Origin of the sequence: Williamsia sp. 1135 (assembly GCF_002095395.1) — a bacterium.
In the GTDB taxonomy this organism is placed as follows: Bacteria; Actinomycetota; Actinomycetes; order Mycobacteriales; family Mycobacteriaceae; genus Williamsia.
Genome location: NZ_MJEI01000084.1, coordinates 1 through 19087, shown reverse-complemented (window position 1 = coordinate 19087; position 19087 = coordinate 1). Strand labels below are relative to the sequence as shown.

Genomic DNA, 19087 nt, shown 5'->3' with positions numbered 1-19087 from the left:
CGAGGCCACCAGGTATGCCAGGATTCGATGCGCAATGACATCGAATCCAAACTCCCGCCCTGAGCCGGTCCCACAGCCATCCTGGACCCAGCCGTCACGTCGCGCGTTCCTCGGCGGAGCCGCCATCGGCACCGTCGGCGTCCTCGGAACGGTGTACGCCGGGAGTGCTGCGGCCGCGCCTCCGGCGGACGTGTTCCGCCACGGGATCGCGTCCGGCGACCCACTGCCTGATCGCGTCATCCTGTGGACCCGCGTGACGCCGACAGCCGATGCAACCCCGGGATCAGGCCGCGGCAGCGCGACGACGATCCGCTGGGAAGTGGCGACCGATCCGGGCTTCGGGTCGGTGGTGTCGTCGGGCACCACGACCACCGACGCCGGTCGAGACCTCACGGTCAAGGTGGACGCCGGAGGACTGAGCCCGAACACCGGCTACCACTTCCGCTTCCACGTCGTCGACGGCCCGGCTGCGGGAACCGTCTCGCCGGTAGGGCGCACGAAGACCGCGCCCGACACCGCCGCAGAGGTCGCCAAGGTCCGGTTCGGGGTGGTGTCCTGCGCCAATTGGGAAGCCGGATACTTCAGCGCGTACCGGCACCTCGCCGCGCAGCCGAACCTCGACGCGATCGTGCATCTCGGCGACTACATCTACGAGTACGGAATCGGCGAATACACCGGAAAGAACGGTCCGGTCCGACGCCATGACCCAGCGCACGAGATCGTCTCCGTGGCGGACTACCGGATCCGGCACGCCCAGTACAAAACCGATCCCGATCTGCAGTTGGCCCACCGAGACGTGCCGTGGATCTGCACCTGGGACGATCACGAGGCCGCCAACGACGCCTGGGCCTCCGGCGCGGAGAACCACAGTGCCGCCGAGGGCGATTGGCCTGCCCGCAAAGCCGCCGCGGAACAGGCCTACTACGAGTGGATGCCCGTGCGCCCGGTTCCCGACGCCGGAGGCAGGCACCTCTACCGCAGGTTGCGGTATGGCAACCTGCTCGAATTGTCGATGCTGGACCTGCGGACCTATCGGACCGAACAACCAGGCACGACCTCGAACGCCGCCGACAATCCCGCGGCCACCATCACCGGTGCCGCCCAGATGTCTTGGCTGACCAACGGTGTCGTGTCCTCGCCGACGCGGTGGAAGATCGTCGGCAACCCGGTGATGATCAGCCCCATCCTCATCCCGCCGCTGGAACCCCGCACCACCGCCGCGCTCACCGACCTGCTCGGCGTGCCAAGGGCCGGCATCCCGCTCAGCTCGGACCCGTGGGACGGCTACACCGCCGACCGCCAGCGTCTCTATCAGGCGTTGCGCGACAACGACACCCAGAACACGGTCTTCATCACCGGCGACATCCACATGTCGTTCGCATGCAACCTACCGAACGACCCCGCGAACTATCCGGGGGCCGGCACGGTAGGCACCGAGTTGGTGACGCCCTCGGTGACGTCCAGCAACGTCGACGATCTCGTCGGGGCACCGGAGTACACGGTGGGCAACGTCGCGGCAGCTGCACTGACCAACGTGAACCGGCACCTGCGCTGGGTCGACACCGATGCGCACGGTTATGCGGTGCTCACGGTGACCGAGGCTGCGACCCAGATGGACTGGTATTTCGTCAACAATCGTGACGACCCGCGGTCAGGCCAGCGGTACGGCCAGTCCTGGCGGGTCGCCAGCGGCGCGCAGCAGGTCAGTCCGGTCGGACGCGCGGCCGGGTAGCTCACGGGCATCGGTCTCCCGGTGTCACTGCACGTCGATGTCAAACGCAGCGACACCATCGCCGACCACGTCGCCCGCACCAACGGGTCGGTGACCATCCCCGTGGGCGCCACCGGTTCGGTGGCCGCCGAAACGTGGGACGGAACGACTCCGCTGATGTTTCGAGTCGGGTCGCAGAACCACCCGATGACCGTTGGGTGAGCTTTACCGGGGTCAGCCGACCACTCGGAGGCATTCGCAATAGACTCGGCTGCATGACTGCTCCAGACCGTGCGGCGACGCGCCGCGACATCACCGCCGCCCTCGAAGCCGCCTTCGAACGACGCCACGAAGTCCTCGACGCGATCGTCGAGGCCGAGGACCGCGCGTCGGCCATCAACTCCATCGCCACCCTGCTCTCGGTCCCCGCGATCGGTGCCGAGGCCGTCCTGGGGATGCCCTTCGACCGCTTGACGGTCACGGCCCGGCGCGAGAATGCTGCCGAACTCGAGGATCTCAACTCACAGCTGACGTTCACGCAGACCGAGCGCCCGGCCAGCACCTCCGAAACCCTCGCGCTGCGCCAGTTCACCGACGCCGATGCCGACATCTTCGAGAAGCGGACCTCCGACGTGGGTGCCGCCGGCGACGGGAGCGGTTCTCCCGCTTCGGGAATCGCCGACGAGATCTCGGCCGCCAACAGCCGGATGCACGCCGAAGAGGCCGTCTGGCTGGTAGCCACCGAAGGGTCGGACAAGATCGGACTCGTGTTCGGCGAACTCTCCGACGGTGAGGTCCACGTTCGGATCTGGATCGCCCCCGAGCACCGCAAGAAGGGCTACGGCACTTCAGCCCTGCGTCGTTCGAGGTCCGAACTGGCCGCCTACTTCCCCGGTGTCCCCCTGGTCATCCGCGCGCCCGGTTCCTGACACCCATACGCTTCACTTACACGAAGACGCGCCACCAACAGGTGGCGCGTCTTCGCATTTGTGGAGCGTCTGGGGGCTAGGGGGTACGGCGCCGCGGGATGCCGAACTTCGCGATGATCTTGACGATTCTGCCGTCATCGTCGAACTCGAAGCTCTCGGTCACCTTCGCGGCCAATCCCAGCGGCTTCGGCTGCACGTGGACATAGAAGGTCACGTGCACCACCGGCCCTTCCACCCGCGGGGTGAAGTCGCTGACGGTGTGGATCACCCGGTACTGCGGCCCCTTCGCAAGGCTGCGCCGCAGATGATCACCACTGCGTCCGGTCTTGACGCCCAGCTCGATGCGCGTGCAGTCGGGATGGAACGGGACCGCCGCGGGGTCGTGGCTGACGAGCGCGTCGACGTACGACTTCGCCGCAGCGATCAGATCGGTATCCGTGCTCATCGCGCCCGCCCTTCTATCGTGCCTGCCCTCTATCGTGCCTGCCTCTATCGTGCTCCGTACACCGGCATCGGGGTCGGGGCTTCGGCCAGGATCTCCTTGACCACAGGCCCCAGTTCGGCAGGGTCCCACCGAGCACCCTTGTCGCGTTTGACGCTTCGCTGCCAACCGTCGGTCACCGACACGGTGCCGCCCTCGACCTCGAAGACCCGTCCGCTGACCGAACCCGCTTCGACCGAGCCCAGCCAGACGACCAGGGGCGAGACGTTTGCCGGATCCATCGCGTCGAACGAGCCGTCCTCAGGTGCGGCCATCTGCGCGGCCATCGCGTCACCGGAACTCGTGGTCATCCGGGTCCGGGCCGACGGGGCGATGGCGTTCACCGTCACACCATATGCCTTCATCTCGGCTGCCGCCTGAATCGTCAGTTCCGCGATCGCGGCCTTCGCCGCGGAGTAGTTACCTTGTCCCACAGAGCCGTACAGCCCCGCACCCGAGGACGTGTTGATCACCCGCGCCTCCCGCGGATTGCCGGCCTTCGATTCGGCTCGCCAGTATGCAGCTGCGTGCCGCAAGGTCGCGAAGTGCCCCTTCAAGTGGACCCGGATCACGTTGTCCCAGTCCTCTTCACTCATCGAGACGAGCATCTTGTCGCGGAGGAATCCGGCGTTGTTGACCAGAATATCCAGCGCCCCAAAGGAATCAATTGCTGTCCGTACCAGGTTCTCGGCGCCGGCCCAGCTGGCGACATCATCACCGTTGACCACGGCCTCGCCGCCCGTTGCCTTGATCTCCGCCACCACCTGCTCGGCGGGACTCTCGCCGGTGTTCGATCCGTCCAGACCGGCCCCGATGTCGTTCACAACGACCTTGGCGCCCTCGGCCGCGAAGGCCAGTGCGTGCTCACGGCCGATGCCCCGGCCCGCCCCGGTCACGATGACCACTCGGCCGGCCACGATTCCACTCATCAAATCAGCTCCTTCGGTTTGTCGATGTCGTCATTGAGTTCTGAGCCCGCCGATCAGCTGGGGATCTCGTTGGATCCGACGTCCCAGAAGGCAAGGCGTTCGCCGCCACCGTGAACTTCCATCGTCGATCCGGTCATGTAGGAAGCCAACGGGGACAACAAGAATGCCACAGCATTGCCGACGTCTTCGGGGAGCGCCAGGCGCCCCATCGGGATGGTCCGCGCCACAGCTGCGACGCCGTCGTCATCGCCGTAGAACATGTCCGCGAGCTCGGTGCGTACCGCACCTGCGACCACGGAGTTGACCCGTACCCGCGGAGCCCACTCCACCGCCAGCGACCCGGTCAACGAGTCGAGCCCTGCTTTGGCGGCCCCGTAACCCGCGGTTCCCGGCGACGGCCTACGTCCGGACATGCTGGACACGTTGACGATCGAGCCGCCGGAGTCCTGTTGCTGCATGACCTTGTTGGCAGCCTGCGCGATGATCAGCGGAGCGAGCAGGTTGAGTTCCACGATCTTCGAATGAAAGCGCGGTGAGGCATCCGCTGCCATGGCGAACGGCGCACCACCGGCATTGTTCACGACCCCGTCGAGCCGGCCGTGCTGCTCCACCACCTGCTCGGTCATGGCGGTCACGGCGTCTGCGTCACGGATGTCGCAGCTGACGAACTCGGCATAGGGCGCCGGCGATCCTTCGTCGGCGGGGCGTCTGGCACACGCCACCACCGTTGCGCCCAGACTCGTCAGGACCGCACTGATACCCGCGCCCACTCCGCGCACGCCTCCGGTCACGAGCACCACCTGCCCTGACAATCCCAAGTCCATCCACTGCCCCATCTGTCATGACCACAAGGGTGTTAAGGTACCAAGCAATTGCTTGGTTGGTCTACAGACGTACGGTACGCGAGGAGCATCGATGCCCATCACCACATCCACCGTCGAGCCAGGGATCGTCTCGGTCACGGTCGACTTTCCGCCGGTCAACGCCTTGCCGTCGGCGGCCTGGTTCGAATTGGGGGAGGCGATACTCGCGGCCGGACGCGCCAACGACACCCACGTCGTGATCCTGCGGGCCGAGGGCCGGGGCTTCAACGCCGGCGTCGACATCAAGGAGATGCAGGCGACCGAGGGCTACGGGGCGCTCATCGCCGCCAACCGCGGATGCGCCGTCGCCTTTTCCGGGGTGTACGACTGCGCCGTCCCGGTCATCGCGGCGGTCAACGGCTTCTGCGTCGGGGGCGGGGTCGGCCTCGTCGGAAACGCCGACATCATCGTTGCCTCCGACGACGCGGTCTTCGGTCTCCCCGAGGTCGATCGCGGCGCCCTCGGCGCAGCCACCCACCTTTCGCGACTCGTTCCTCAGCACACGATGCGCGCCCTGTACTACACCGCGCAGAACGTCACCGCCCAGCAGCTCGAGCACTTCGGTTCGGTTCAGAAGGTGGTCCCACGCGAGGAGCTCGACAACGCGGCGCTGGAGATCGCCCGCAAGATCGCGGCCAAGGACGCGCGGGTCATCAGGGCCGCGAAGGAAGCGTTCAACGGCATCGATCCGGTGGACGTGAAGTCCAGCTACCGCTTCGAGCAGGGCTTCACATTCGAGCTCAACCTCGCGGGCGTCGCCGACGAGCACCGCGACGCCTTCGTCGAGACCGGCAAGCCCAAAACGAGTTCACCTCAACAGAGTTCACACAGCGGCGGAGGGTCGAAATAACAATGGCAAGGGACAAGACAGGGGCAAGGGACAAGACGAGCACACTCGGCGACGTCATCGGCGAAATCGAGAGCGGCATGACCATCGGCATCGGCGGCTGGGGTTCACGCCGCAAGCCGATGGCTCTGGTGAGAGCCCTCGCCCGGTCGACCGTGACGGACCTGACCGTGGTCACCTACGGCGGACCCGACCTCGGATTGCTCTGTGCTGCCGGGAAGGTCAGCAAGGCCTACTACGGGTTCGTGTCGCTGGACTCGCCACCGTTCTACGACCCGTGGTTCGCCGCTGCCCGCACCTCCGGAGCGATCACGGTCCGCGAGATGGACGAGGGCATGGTCAAGTGCGGACTCGAAGCCGCCGCAGCCCGACTGCCGTTCCTGCCGATCCGCGCCGGCCTCGGCTCCGACGTCCCCAACTTCTGGGACGGCGAATTGTCCACGGTCACTTCGCCGTATCCCGATGAAGACGGTCGCCATCAGACCCTCATCGCGATGCCCGCACTCAACCTCGATGCCGCGTTCGTGCACCTCGACCTCGCCGACAAGCACGGCAACGCCGCCTACACCGGTATCGATCCCTACTTCGACGACCTCTACTGTGGGGCCGCCCAGCGTCGGTATCTCGAGACCGACCGTCTGGTGTCCACCGAGGAACTGATCGAATCGGTGCCGCTGCAACGGGTGTTGCTCAATCGGCTCAACGTCGACCGCGTGGTGCACACCCCGAACGGTGCCCATTTCACGTTCGCAGGCGACTACGGCCGGGATGAGGCATTCCAGCGGTTCTACGCGGAGTCGGCCAAGACCCCCGAGGCATGGCAGGCCTTCTCCGACCGCTTCCTCGCCGTCGACGAAGCGCAATACCAGAGCGAGATCAGCACATGGGCCACCGAACAGGCGACCATCGCGAAGGAGTCCGGAAAATGAGCGCACCCCAGGCCGCAGACGTGACCCGAGCAGAGAGCTGCGTCATCGCGTGCGCCGAGATCTTCGCAGGCGCGGGCGAGACCATGGCGTCACCGATGGCCACCACACCCCTGATCGGAGTCCGGCTGGCGCGCTTGACCACAGAGCCCGGCCTGCTGATCACCGACGGCGAGGCCCTCATCTTCGCCGACACCCCCGCCGTCGGAAAGTCCGGAGCCATCGAAGGTTACATGCCGTTCCGGAAAGTCTTCGACGTCGTCGCCTCCGGCCGCCGCCATGTGGTGATGGGCGCCAACCAGATCGATCGCTACGGTAATCAGAACCTGTCGGCCTTCGGTCCACTACAGCAACCGACGCGCCAGATGTTCGGGTCGCGCGGAGCGCCCGGGAACACCATCAACCATCCGACGAGCTACTGGGTCGCCAAGCACTCCTCCCGGGTGTTCGGCGGTGTGGTGGACGTGGTGTCCGGGGTCGGCTACGACAAGGTCGATCCGGAAAACCCCGCCTACAAGTATCTGAACATCTACCGGGTGGTGACCAACCTCGGCGTCTTCGATTTCGGGGGTCCCGACCACACGATGCGCGCGCTCAGCCTGCATCCGGGCGTCGAGGCGGACGAGGTCGCGGACAACACCGGCTTCGAGGTCGCGGGCCTCGACACCGCCGGGGTGACCCGCCTTCCCTCGGCCGAGGAACTCCGGCTCATCCGCGAGGTCATCGACCCGAAAGGCCTGCGGGAGAAGGAAGTCAAGCCCGTGGAGGCGACCAAGTGACCACCCCACAACCCGCGCCGGCGCTCGCCACGCGTTTCACCGAGTTGGTCGGGATCAAGTATCCGATCGTGCAGACCGGGATGGGCTGGGTCTCGGGGCCCTCGCTGACCTCGGCGACGTCGAACGCCGGTGGCCTGGGCATCCTGGCATCGGCCACGATGACGTATCCCGAGCTCGAGACGGCGATCGCAAAGACGAAAACGTTGACGGACAAGCCCTTCGGCGTCAATCTTCGTGCCGATGCCACCGACGCACCCGAACGTATCGATCTGCTGATCCGCGAAAAGGTCAAGGTCGCATCGTTCGCACTGGCGCCCAAGCCTGAGCTGATCGCCAAGCTGAAGGACCACGGCATCGTCGTCATCCCGTCGATCGGGGCAGCGAAGCACGCGGTCAAGGTCGCCTCCTGGGGTGCGGACGCGGTGATCGTCCAGGGCGGTGAGGGCGGCGGCCACACCGGACCGGTCGCGACCACCCTGCTGCTGCCGAGCGTCCTCGATGCGCTTGGTCCAGAGGGCATTCCGGTCGTAGCTGCCGGCGGTTTCTTCGACGGGCGTGGGCTCGTCGCCGCCCTGTCCTACGGCGCCGAAGGTGTCGCGATGGGGACCCGATTCCTGTTGACGTCGGACAGCGCGGTGCCCGACGCCGTCAAGAAGGAGTACATCGCGCGCGGCCTCGGTGACACCGTCGTCTCCACGAAGGTCGACGGGATGCCGCACCGGGTACTGCGGACCGAACTCGTCGACAAGCTCGAATCGGGCAACAGTGCAACAGCTCTGGCAGCTGCGACGAACAACGCCAACAAGTTCAAGCAACTGACCGGCATGAAGTGGTCGACTATGCTCAAGGACGGCCGCACCATGCGCAAGTCCGGCGAACGCACGTGGCAGCAGATCATCATGGCCGGAAACACCCCGATGCTGCTGCGCGCCGGCCTGGTCGAGGGCAACACCGAGGCAGGCGTACTCGCCTCGGGTCAGGTGGTCGGCATGATCGACGACCTCCCGAGCTGCGACGACCTCATCCAGTCGATCATGACGCAGGCGTGGAATCGGTTGGAGCGCCTCGGGAAGCTGTGAGCAGTCTGCCGACATGACTAGAGGTCAGGCCGTCCTCGCGTCGGACGGTTTCTGAGCAATCTGGCCCGATACGCCGATGCCCGGCCCCAACTCGCCTGCTGCAGCGCCAGGGTCAGCCAACCCGCCACCGCCATACCCGCGAGATTGAGCAGCAGTTGCAGAGCACTTCCCACGACGGTGTCCCTGAGCCCGAAGGCGAGACCGAGCGCGACGTTGCCTGCCGCGGGAATCGTCGTCACGGAGATGAACACCCCTGACAGCCCGCCCAGCTTCGCCGAGGTCACGGACAGTACGCCGGCGGCCCCGGCGAGCACTGCGACGATGAACGACCATTTGTCCGGGGAGTAGATGAACTCGGTGTCCGGACGGGATTCGACGACGTCGACCACCGTGATCCACCCCAGTGCCCGCGCGATGAGCGCCAGGACGGTGGTGGCCGCGATGGCGATCGCGAAGCCTCCGGCGAGCGTGGCTGCGGCCCGTCGCAGCAGTGTGCCGCGGCGGCGCACCAGTGCCACGCCGAGCGCGGCGACCGCGCCGAACTCGGGCCCGAGGACCATCGCCCCGATGAGCAGGATCGTCGAGTTCAACAGGATGGCGATGGCCACCAGCACCGTGGCCAGGAACATGAAGCTGACGAAGGTCCAGTTGAACTCCGAGTCCTCGTACGCGGTCTGGGTGACCTCACTCCAGACCACGGCGTCCGCGCTGGCCCCGGGCGTGACGAGATCGGCCTCGAAGCCTTTCTGGGACATCCACGTCGGGACATCGGCGAGTTGGATGGTCCCGGACTTGTGGATGTCCATGCGCAAGAGGACATCGACGATCTCGTTGACACCTTCTCGTGCGATGTCTGCCTCGATGATGTCGCCCGCCGGCTTCACCGAGACGCCCCGATGAACTGCAACATTACTGACAGCGGTGTCGTCGGTGAGCAGGTCTGCGATCGATTGTGTGTGCTCGGCAGGCGAGACCACCCGTAACAACATCATGGGCACACCTTGCCACCACCGGGAACGGTCAGCGGGGAACGATGCCGTCGAGGACGACGCTCAGATACTGGTCGGCAACCTGCTGGGCAGTCATCTCGCCGCCCGGCCGATACCAGCGCACCGCGACCCAGACGGTGTCGCGCATGAATCGGTAAACGAGTTCGGTGTCGAGATCTCGGCGAAAACTGCCATCCGCGACACCGCTAGTGAGTACATCGCTCCACAGGGCGCGGAACTCGACGTTTCGTTCGCGGATGTAGGCGAACCGGTCCTGCCCGGACAGCCGCTTCGCCTCGTCCTGATAGATCGCCACGGCCGAGTGATCACGGTCGATGCTCTCGAAGGAGACGGTCACCAAACTGGTCAGCGTCTCCCGGGCGGGCAGGCCGGCTGCCACGACCTCCCGATAGCTCTCGAACAGTGAATCCAGAAACCCCTGGAGAATCTCGTCGACCATCGTCTCTTTGGAATCGAAGTGGTGATAGAGACTTCCCGACAGAATCCCGGCGGCGTCGGCGATGTCGCGGACCGTGGTGGTGCGCAGCCCACGTTCGGCGAACAACCCACTCGCGACGGCGAGCAGTTCATCGCGCCGCGAGACCCGGGTACCCTCACTCGACGGCCCTACAGATGTCGTCTCGCTGCGTCTCGATGCCACCCGCCCAGCCTAGCAAGCGCTTGCTTGTCTCGGCGGCTACGCACAAACCCAGCCGTCCCAGGCAAACCCAGCTACTGCAACAGCTGGGTGTACCCGGAGCGACTGGGTTTGTTTCGGGTGGGGCTCAGAACTTGTGGCCGAGCTTCTTGCGCGCGCGGTTGTTGAAGAACTTCCAGAGCTTCATCTGAACGTTGGTGGTCTTGACGTCCTTCGGCGTGAACGGCGCGGTCATCATCTCCGACACCGCCATTCCCATCGTCGAGAACGCGACAGCGCGCGCGTGGGAGAACGTCTCGAACCCGTACTTGCCGTGGTAGCTGCCCATGCCACTTCGCCCGACACCACCGAACGGCAGATCCGGACCGAACATGTTGATCGCGAAGTCGTTGCCGTTGATGGATCCGGACCTGGTCGAGTCGGCGAGCTTGCTGAACCGCTCGTTGTATTCGCCGTACCAGTACATCGTCAGCGGGTGCGGATGACTGGTGATGTGGGCGATCGCCTCGTCGAGATCGCGGTACGGGTACACGGTCAGGACCGGACCGAACACCTCGTCCTCTTCGATCTTCATCCCGGCCTTCACACCGGTCAGCAGCGTCGGCGCGATCTTGCGGGTCTGCGCGTCGGGCAGCTTCTCCCCCGCCGGGATCACCTGGTGCTTCGTGGCGCCCAGCGATTCCGCGTCGTCGATCAGGTCGACGATGCGGTCGAAGTTCTTGTCGTTGATTGTCGCGGTGAACTGCGGATTATCTTTGATGGCAGGCAGATTCGCACGCCAGCGGGCCAGCACCCGGTCGGTGAACTCGCCGACTTTCGCCTCCGGCACCCACACGTAGTCGGGGCACAGGCAGACCTGACCGCCATTGACCAGACGGGCATCAGCGACCCGGGTGGCCGCCTTCTCGATATCGGCGTCGGCGTCGACGACCACGGGGTTCTTACCGCCGAGTTCGAGCGTCACCGGCACCAGATTCTTACCGGCTTCGGCAGCAACCGACGCACCGACCTCTGGCGAACCGGTGAAGAACATGTGATCGACCTCGAGCTTCGCGAAGTCAGAGCCTCCACCGTGCGCACTGGTCAGCACCGCGAGTTCTTCGAGATCGAAATATCGGGGTGCGAGCTTCGCGAGCACCGCTGTGGTCTTGGCGGTGACGGAGGACGGCCGCATCAAGACGCGGTTGCCGGCGGCGAGTGCGGATCCCGCCGGGACGATGGTGAGCTGCAGCGGGAAGTTCCACGGACCCATGATGCCGACGACGCCCTTGGGGTCGTGGCGGACCTCCTGGCGCAGACCGGCCTTGGCCAACACCTTGCCGGGCGTGGACGTCTGCATCCACTTCTTCACGTGCCGCTTCTGATGATTGAGGTCGATCATGCAACCGGCGACGTCGGCGGCGATCGACAGTTCACGGGGTCGGGACCCGAAGTCCGCGGTCAACGCTTCCGAGATCTCCTCGGCATTGTCGAGCAGCATCGCCTGCAGCCGGACGATGCGATCGATGCGGGTCTCGGCGTCAGGGATCCCGTCCCGGAGGAATGCCGCTCGCTGCAGGTCGAGCAACGCCTGCAACGACAGGGTGTCGGCGGATGTGTTCTCGCTGACCTGTTTCTTTGCCACGTCTGCGGGTTTGGTCATGGCGGGGACCTCCAAGTGCTTCTGGTTCGCATGCGAAACGTTGGAACGATTTTCCAAGTATGTCGCAAACCAGTATGCGCCAACTCACACATACCGCGCCACCTGCGTCTCCGCGCCCCCGATCATGGGGCCTTCTGGCGAAGCCCACCTGGGCATTTGTTCGCCAAAAGGCCCCATTTCCGGAGGAACTTCTAAAGGCGCTCGATGATCGTGACGTTGGCGGTGCCGCCGCCCTCACACATCGTCTGCAGGCCGTAGCGGCCGCCGGTGCGCTCGAGTTCGTGCAGCAGGGTGGCGAACAGCTTCGCGCCGGTTGCACCCAGTGGATGGCCGAGTGCGATACCGCCGCCGTTCGGGTTGACCCGCGCCGGATCTGCGCCGGTCTCCTTCAGCCAGGCCAGGACCACGGGTGCGAAGGCCTCATTGATCTCAACGACGTCGATGTCGTCGATGCTCAGGCCCGTCTTCTCGAGCGCGTACTTGGTGGCCGGGATCGGTGCGGACAACATCATCACCGGATCGTCGCCGCGCACCGAGATGTGGTGGATGCGCGCCCGCGGGGTGAGGTTGTAGGCCTTGAGCGCTGCCTCGGACACCACCAACGTCGCCGACGCACCGTCGCAGATCTGCGATGCCACCGCGGCGGTCAACTGCGACCCTTCGGCCAGCACCTTCAGGCCGGCCATCTTCTCCAGTGTCGTCTCGCGGGGACATTCGTCGACGACGCACTCCCCCAGAGGCACGGTCTCCGCGGCGAAGTGGCCCTCGTCGATCGCCCGGCGAGCCCGCTGATGTGACTGCAGCGCCCACTGCTCCATGTCGAGGCGACTGATGTCCCACTTCTTGGCCATCATGTCGGCACCGACGAACTGCGAGATCTCTGCGTCACCGAACCTCTCGGTCCAGCCCGGGGACTCGGCGGTCGGGGTGGAGTAGCCGTATTCCCGACCGGCGAGCATCGCGGCCGAGATGGGGATGGCGCTCATGTTCTGCAGGCCACCGGCGATCACGACGTCCTGGGTGCCACTCATCACGGCCTGCGCGGCGAAATGGATTGCCTGCTGCGATGATCCGCACTGGCGATCAACCGTGGTTCCCGGGATGTCCAGCGGCAGACCCGCAGTGAGCCAGGCGGTGCGGGCGATGTTGCCCGCCTGCGCACCGATGGTGTCGACGCAACCGAAGATCACGTCGTCGACGACCATGGGGTCGATGCCGGTGCGCTCGACCACGGCTTTGATGACGTGGGCCCCCAGGTCGGCCGGATGTACCCCGGCGAGAGAGCCGTTGCGCTTGCCCACCGGGGTCCGTAATGCTTCGACGATGTAGGCCTGTGGTGCAGACATGCTGTGCTCCTTGAGATTCTTCTGGGTAGTCGCTACTGGGTGGTCAGGCGCGCTGACTGGAGATCGAGACGACCTCGCCGGTCAGGTAGGTGGTGTAGTCACTGGCCAGCATGGCGATGGTGGCGGCGATCTCCCACACCTCGGCTGCCCGGCCGTAGGCCTCGCGGGAGGCGAGGTCGGCGAGCAACTCTTCGCTGGTCACCTTCGCGAGGAACGGATGCCGGGCGATCGACGGGGCGACGGCGTTGATGCGCACCCCGTACTCCGCGGCCTCGATCGCGGCGCAGCGGGTCAGCGCCATCACTCCGGCTTTCGCTGCCGCGTAATGGGATTGACTGTGCTGGGCGCGCCAGCCCAGAACCGAGGCATTGTTCACGATGACACCGCCATGCGGAGCGTCGCGGAAGTACCGCAACGCGGCCCTGGTCGCGCGGAACGTCCCGTTGAGGGTGATGTCGATGACGCGGTCCCACTCGTCGTCGTCCATGTCCACCACCGGGGTCTCGCCGCCGAGGCCGGCATTGTTGATCAGGATGTCGATGCGGCCGAGTTGATCTGCCGCACTCGCGATCAGCTCGTTCACGTCGGCGGTCTTCTGGACGTTGCACACCGCCTGGGCCACCACCTGGTCACCGAACTCGGCGTGCAGTTTCTCTGCGGTCTCGCCCAGCCGCCTCTCATGCCAGTCGCTGACGAGCACGTCGGCGCCCTCGAGCAATGCCCTTCGCGCGGAGGCGAACCCGATCCCTGTTCCGGCAGCGGCGGTGACGACCACCTTTCGCCCGGCCAGCAAGCCGTGGCCCGGTATCTCGTCGGGGGCGGTGGCCAATGGACTGGGCCGATGTTCGGAAACGGTCACGATCGTGCCTCTCGAGGTAGTCCGAGCACCCGCTCGGCGATGATGTTGCGTTGCACTTCGTTGGACCCGCCATAGATGGTGTCGGCGCGGGTGAAGAGGAACAGTCTTTGCCACAGGTCCAGTTCGAGGTGCTCCGGATCGCGGATGTCGTTCGGCACGCCTTCGCTGGTGGCGTCCGGTGCGATCAGCGACGGTGCACCCTGCACAGCCATCGCCAGCTCCCCGAGGTCGCGATGCCAGTTGGCCCACAACAACTTCGCCACCGAGGCCTCACCACCGGAACCCCCGGTGTCCACGATCGCCAACGTCCGCTGGGCATGCGCCCGCATCACGCGCAGCTCCAGCGAGGCCCGGGCGATCCGTTCCCGGATGACGGGATCGCTCGCGGTGCCGTTTGCCTTGGCCATCTCGACGACGTGATCCAACTCGCGGGAGAAACCGACCTGCTGGCCGAGGGTGGAGACGCCACGCTCGAACTGCAGCAGCCCCATGGCCACCTTCCAGCCTTCGCCGGGCTCGCCGACCACGAGCGATGCCTCCGTGGTGGCGTCGTCGAAGAAGACCTCGTTGAACTCCGAGGTCCCGGTGAGTTGCTGGATGGGACGGACGGTCACGCCCGGTTGATCCAGCGGTACGAGCAGGAAGCTGAGGCCCTGGTGCCGGCTCGAGCCCGGTTCGGTACGGCACAGGACAAAGGCCCACTGCGCCACGTGGGCCAACGACGTCCACACCTTCTGGCCGTTGATGACCCACTTGTCGCCGTCCAGGCGCGCGGTCGTCGAGATGTTCGCGAGGTCGGACCCGGCCCCCGGCTCGGAATACCCCTGCGCCCAGAGTTCTTCGACGTCCCTGATGCCGGGCAGAAAGCGGCGCTTCTGTTCGTCGGTACCGAATGCGATCAAGGTCGGGCCGAGTAGCTCCTCGCCGACATGACTGACCCGCGCCGGAGCACCGGATCTCGCGTACTCCTGATGAAACAGGATCCGCTGCTCGATCGAGGCCCCCCGGCCGCCGTACTCCGTCGGCCAGCCCAGGCACGTCCAGCCCGCCTCGGCCAGCAGCCGGTCCCACTCGAGCCTGCGGGCGAAGAACTCGTGCTCGCTACCCGGGCCGCCGCGGGACTTGAGATTCTCGAATTCTCCCGACAGATGTTGGTCCAGCCACGTTCGGACGGAATCGGCGAAGTCTGCCGTTGTTCCATCCCATTGCGCCAGGTCCACGCCTCGGTCAGCGAGGTTGATCGCCGTCATGTCGACCACCATAACCGACCAAGCACTTGCTCGGTCAGACCACCCAAGCAAGTGCTAGGTTTTTGCTTCAGAACCCTCGTCGACCACGACGGGAGCAGCATATTCGAACAGGTGTGAACACCGGGAGGAATTCGTGTCCGCGACCCCAGATCGTTCAGCAGACGTCCTCGACGTCGAAGACGTCACCACTACCCCTGCGGCCCTGCAGCGCGCGGCCCGACTGTGGCCCGACCAGCGGGCGATCATCGACGACCAGTGGGGCGACACGGTCGAACTGACCTGGTCGGAGCTGCAAGACACAGTCCACACGTTCGCGACAGCGCTCATCGAGCACGGGATCAACACCGGGGACCGCGTCGCGATCTGGTCGCCGAACAGCTTCCATTGGCCGATCGCAGCTCTCGGCGTACATGTCGCGGGCGCGACCGTCGTACCCCTCAACACGCGCTACACCGCGTCCGAGGCGCTCGAGATCATCCAGCGGACCGACGCCACCGCCCTGGTCGTCGCGGGCAGCTTTCTGGGCACCGATCGTCTTGCCCGCCTCGTCGAAGCCGCAGGCGGCGATCTCGACACCCAGACAAACCTGTCGGTGGCCGTCCGGATCCGGCTCGAAGCCGACGATCAACGCGGCACCGTCGGCGTCGACTGGAACGACTTCCTGGCATCGGTCATCGATCACGACGCCACGGAGGCGCGGGCACGGGCGTCCGCGGTGAGCCCCACCGCCATCTCCGACGTGCTCTTCACCTCCGGCACCACCGGGAAGTCGAAGGGCGCCCTGGCCGAGCACCAGCAGACCATCGCCGGCGCGCGGGCATGGGCCCAGAACGGCCGACTGGGGCCGCAGGACACCTACCTGATGGCCAATCCGTACTTCCACACCTTCGGCTACAAAGCCGGCATCCTCCCGTGCACGCTCATGGGCACGACCATGGTGCCGCTGGCGGTGTACTCGCCCACCGAGGCCATGCGCCTCATCGAAACCCGACATGCCACCGTGTTCCCCGGTGCGCCCACGATCTTCCAGACGATCCTCGACGCCCCCGACCGCGCCGACCACGACCTGTCATCACTACGTCTCGCCGTCACCGGCGCAGCGATCGTTCCGGTGGTCCTGGTGGAGAGAATGCAGAACGATCTGGGTATCGAGACGGTGATCACCGCCTACGGGCTGACCGAGACCAGTGGGTTCGTCTCCACTTGCACCCCGGATGACGACAACGAGACGGTCGCGAACACCTGCGGCCGGGCGTTCGCCGGCATGGAGTTCAAGCTCTCAGACGCCGGTGAGGTGCTCGCCCGCGGAAAGATGGTGATGGCCGGATACCTGGACGATCCCCAGGCGACCGCGGAGGCCATCGACCCGGACGGCTGGCTGCACACCGGGGATATCGGAACAATTGATGCAAAAGGGAACCTGACGATCACAGATCGACTCAAAGACATGTACATCTGCGGTGGATTCAACGTCTATCCCGCCGAGGTCGAGCAGGTTCTCGCGCGAATCAATGGCGTGACCGAAGTCGCAGTAATCGGCATCCCCGACGATCGGCTGGGCGAAGTAGGACGGGCATATGTCACGACGGCGCCCGGCGCATCCATAGATGAGGGTTCCGTCATCTCTCATGCTCGCGAGAAACTGGCGAACTTCAAGATTCCCCGATCGGTTGTCTTCGTCGAAGAGTTCCCTCGCAATGCCGCGGGCAAGATCCTCAAACGAGAACTTTCTTAAAGAGGCGAAATCAATTCTTGTAACACAGGTGCACAAATGATCGCGACGGTCATATTTGTTTTCGATTGTTTGAGCTTTCGCGCCATCTACAATTCAATCGATCGACCGTTCAGACAGAAAACGAGCGACCCGATTACGCGGGTCGCTCGTTTCTTCGGACTACATCCGTTGTCAAAAGCCGGGGTTAGTGGGCCTCGTTGTAAGCATCCACGATGCCGGCGGCTATACGCCCACGTGAGGACACCTGATGGCCGCTGCGCCGTGCCCAGTCACGGATAGCTGCCGTCTGCTCACGATCCACCGAGGCCTTGGTCGCGAGACCCTTGGCGCGCTTGCGGCCGCTCACACGACGGGCGTGCTCAGCCCATTTGGCGACGTCATCGCGTAGCTTGTCCGCATTCTTGGTGGACAGATCAATCTCGTAGGTGACGCCATCGACGCCGAACTCCACGGTCTCATCCGCCGTCTTGCTGTCGTCGACATCATCGACCAGCGTGACCGTAACTTTCTTAGCCATTGTGCTCCATTCGTGATGGCTCCGAGACTTTCATTGATGGATTCGGCACCCAACACGAACAAGCATATTCATAGTGGCCGCCTATCGGCCGCCAGCATAGCGCGAAAGAACCCTCCGCGCTAATAGTGGAAAAATGACTTCTTAGTACTACAGCCGTAGATAGGTAGTTTCGGCGTGTTTGCGCTGGTAGGCGCGGTTGCCGCGGCATGATCTCGAGTTTGTGAAGACATCCAGATCAGCTGCGGCAACCGCAGCACTGAGGGTAGACCATGAGCGGTGGCATGCGGGCCTGGATGGGTTGTTGGAGTCGTTCTCGTCGCGGTTCGCGCGGGTCGAAGCACGACGCAACGCCGGTGCGCTGGTGCTGGGTTTGCTGGCCGATATAGGTTCCAAGAACTGCTGGACTATCGCCGAACTATCGGGCCATGGCACCCCTGACCGACTGCAGCACTTGCTGTCCCGCGCTAAATGGGACGCTGATCTGGTCCGCGATGACGTTCGCAGCTATGTCATCGACCACCTGGCCGACCCTGATGCGGTGCTTGTCGTTGATGAGACCGGCGACTTGAAGAAGGGCACCAACACCGTTGGGGTACAACGCCAGTACACCGGAACCGCCGGACGCACGGAGAACTGTCAGGTCGCGGTCTACCTGACCTACGCCGCCGCTCGCGGACACACCCTGATCGACCGAGCGCTGTACCTGCCGCAGCACACCTGGGCCACCGACCCGCAGCGAAGGACCAAGGCCGGGGTCCCTGACACGGTCGAGTTCGCTACCAAACCAGCCCTGGCAACCACGCTGGTCGAGGCGGCCCTCGACGCCGACGTTCCGGCCTCGTGGGTCGCTGGCGATGAAGTGTACGGCGCAGACCCGAACCTACGAAAAGCGTTGCACAACAGACAGATCGGCTACGTCCTGGCCGTCGGATGCAATCGGCAGGTCCCCACAGCCGCCGGGAAGATCCGGGTCGATGCCCTTGCTGAGAATCTACCGCCGCGGTCCTGGCACAAGATGTCTGCCGGCGCCGGTAGCAAAGGACACCGCTGGTACTCCTGGGCCTTGATCGCGACCACCGAGCGTCCCGATGTTGGCCTCTGTCACGTGTTGGTGCGGCGCAACGATAGCTCCGGCGAGCTCGCCTTCTATCGCTGCTACAGCCCGGCACCGGTGCCGCTGAACCAGTACGTCCGAGTCGCCGGGCGGCGGTGGACGGTCGAGGAATCGTTCCAGAGCGGCAAAGGCCTGACCGGTCTGGATCAGCATCAAGTGCGGACGTGGACGTCCTGGCACCGCTGGATTACCTTGGTCATGGCTGCGCACGCCTTCCTGGCCGTGCATACCGCCACTGAACGCCTGGCCCAACCCTCAGAACCTGGACTGATCCGGTTGTCGGTCAACGAGTTCCGCAAACTCTTCACGATCCTCGTCCTCACACCACTGCATGCCATCGCTGACCCCCTCCGCTGGTCACTCTGGCGACGAAAACACCAATACCGAGCCCGACAACACCACTATCAACGCAGGTCACAACAACAATGAACCC

19 protein-coding genes are annotated in these 19087 nt (G+C 65.1%); 9 read left to right on the top strand and 10 right to left on the bottom strand.

The features are described from left to right. The first annotated feature begins 34 nt into the window (after positions 1-34). Genes BFL43_RS10025 through BFL43_RS10015 form a run of 3 tightly spaced genes read left to right on the top strand, consistent with a single transcriptional unit; the run spans position 35 to position 2640 of the window. A complete protein-coding gene (locus BFL43_RS10025) occupies positions 35-1732 on the top strand; it encodes an alkaline phosphatase D family protein (protein WP_084892404.1) in 1698 nt (565 codons plus the stop codon). 21 nt (positions 1733-1753) lie between these two features. Then, entirely contained in the window at positions 1754-1933 is a 180-nt protein-coding gene (locus BFL43_RS10020; protein ID WP_084892403.1) for a hypothetical protein, read from the top strand. Between the two features lie 53 nt (positions 1934-1986). Further along, positions 1987-2640 (top strand): GNAT family N-acetyltransferase, encoded by a 654-nt coding sequence (locus tag BFL43_RS10015; protein ID WP_084892402.1) that lies wholly within the window; start codon positions 1987-1989, stop codon positions 2638-2640. Positions 2641-2716: 76 nt separating this feature from the next. Here BFL43_RS10015 and BFL43_RS10010 read toward each other — a convergent pair whose 3' ends face one another. Genes BFL43_RS10010 through BFL43_RS10000 form a run of 3 tightly spaced genes read right to left on the bottom strand, consistent with a single transcriptional unit; the run spans position 2717 to position 4874 of the window. Continuing rightward, on the bottom strand, positions 2717-3085 hold the full coding sequence (locus BFL43_RS10010; protein ID WP_084892401.1) for a nuclear transport factor 2 family protein: 369 nt from the start codon (positions 3083-3085) through the stop codon (positions 2717-2719). 44 nt (positions 3086-3129) lie between these two features. Next, on the bottom strand, positions 3130-4050 hold the full coding sequence (locus BFL43_RS10005) for an SDR family oxidoreductase (RefSeq protein WP_084892400.1): 921 nt from the start codon (positions 4048-4050) through the stop codon (positions 3130-3132). Between the two features lie 53 nt (positions 4051-4103). After that, positions 4104-4874: an SDR family oxidoreductase gene (locus BFL43_RS10000; protein WP_084892460.1), complete on the bottom strand. Its 771-nt coding sequence runs from the start codon at positions 4872-4874 to the stop codon at positions 4104-4106. Between the two features lie 91 nt (positions 4875-4965). On the opposite strand from BFL43_RS10000, the gene BFL43_RS09995 reads away from it, so the two are divergent. The 4 genes from BFL43_RS09995 to BFL43_RS09980 are packed head-to-tail and all read left to right on the top strand — an operon-like array spanning position 4966 to position 8544. Then, on the top strand, positions 4966-5763 hold the full coding sequence (locus BFL43_RS09995) for an enoyl-CoA hydratase family protein (protein WP_084892399.1): 798 nt from the start codon (positions 4966-4968) through the stop codon (positions 5761-5763). 2 nt (positions 5764-5765) lie between these two features. Then, positions 5766-6689, top strand: coding sequence for a CoA-transferase (locus BFL43_RS09990; protein ID WP_084892398.1), 924 nt, complete (start codon positions 5766-5768; stop codon positions 6687-6689). Further along, entirely contained in the window at positions 6686-7465 is a 780-nt protein-coding gene (locus BFL43_RS09985; protein ID WP_084892397.1) for a CoA-transferase, read from the top strand. The genes BFL43_RS09990 and BFL43_RS09985 overlap by 4 nt, the downstream gene beginning before the upstream one ends. After that, entirely contained in the window at positions 7462-8544 is a 1083-nt protein-coding gene (locus BFL43_RS09980; protein WP_084892396.1) for a nitronate monooxygenase, read from the top strand. The genes BFL43_RS09985 and BFL43_RS09980 overlap by 4 nt, the downstream gene beginning before the upstream one ends. A gap of 17 nt (positions 8545-8561) precedes the next feature. Here BFL43_RS09980 and BFL43_RS09975 read toward each other — a convergent pair whose 3' ends face one another. The 6 genes from BFL43_RS09975 to BFL43_RS09950 form a co-directional block, all read right to left on the bottom strand. Then, the gene (locus BFL43_RS09975) at positions 8562-9536 is read right to left on the bottom strand and encodes a DUF389 domain-containing protein (protein ID WP_084892459.1); all 975 of its coding nucleotides are present in this window, start codon (positions 9534-9536) and stop codon (positions 8562-8564) included. A 28-nt stretch (positions 9537-9564) separates the two neighbouring features. Continuing rightward, positions 9565-10194, bottom strand: a complete 630-nt coding sequence (locus BFL43_RS09970; protein ID WP_084892395.1) for a TetR/AcrR family transcriptional regulator — start codon at positions 10192-10194, stop codon at positions 9565-9567. Between the two features lie 124 nt (positions 10195-10318). Further along, entirely contained in the window at positions 10319-11833 is a 1515-nt protein-coding gene (locus tag BFL43_RS09965) for an aldehyde dehydrogenase family protein (protein WP_084892394.1), read from the bottom strand. A 191-nt stretch (positions 11834-12024) separates the two neighbouring features. After that, positions 12025-13179: an acetyl-CoA C-acetyltransferase gene (locus tag BFL43_RS09960; RefSeq protein ID WP_084892393.1), complete on the bottom strand. Its 1155-nt coding sequence runs from the start codon at positions 13177-13179 to the stop codon at positions 12025-12027. A gap of 43 nt (positions 13180-13222) precedes the next feature. Then, positions 13223-14038 (bottom strand): SDR family oxidoreductase, encoded by an 816-nt coding sequence (locus BFL43_RS09955; RefSeq protein WP_084892392.1) that lies wholly within the window; start codon positions 14036-14038, stop codon positions 13223-13225. Further along, positions 14035-15288 carry an acyl-CoA dehydrogenase family protein gene (locus BFL43_RS09950; protein WP_084892458.1) on the bottom strand — a complete coding sequence of 418 codons (1254 nt, stop codon included), beginning with the start codon at positions 15286-15288 and terminating at the stop codon, positions 14035-14037. Before BFL43_RS09950 ends, BFL43_RS09955 begins: the two co-directional genes overlap by 4 nt. Positions 15289-15421: 133 nt before the next feature. Between BFL43_RS09950 and BFL43_RS09945 the strand changes: the two genes are divergently transcribed. Next, the gene (locus tag BFL43_RS09945) at positions 15422-17023 is read left to right on the top strand and encodes a FadD3 family acyl-CoA ligase (protein WP_084892391.1); all 1602 of its coding nucleotides are present in this window, start codon (positions 15422-15424) and stop codon (positions 17021-17023) included. A gap of 184 nt (positions 17024-17207) precedes the next feature. Here BFL43_RS09945 and BFL43_RS09940 read toward each other — a convergent pair whose 3' ends face one another. Beyond that, positions 17208-17540 (bottom strand): Lsr2 family protein, encoded by a 333-nt coding sequence (locus tag BFL43_RS09940; RefSeq protein ID WP_084892390.1) that lies wholly within the window; start codon positions 17538-17540, stop codon positions 17208-17210. 301 nt (positions 17541-17841) lie between these two features. Here BFL43_RS09940 and BFL43_RS09935 point away from each other — a divergent pair, with 301 nt between their 5' ends. Next, complete coding sequence (locus tag BFL43_RS09935) at positions 17842-19083, top strand: IS701 family transposase (RefSeq protein ID WP_084889687.1); 1242 nt, start codon at positions 17842-17844, stop codon at positions 19081-19083. Positions 19084-19087: the final 4 nt, after the last annotated feature.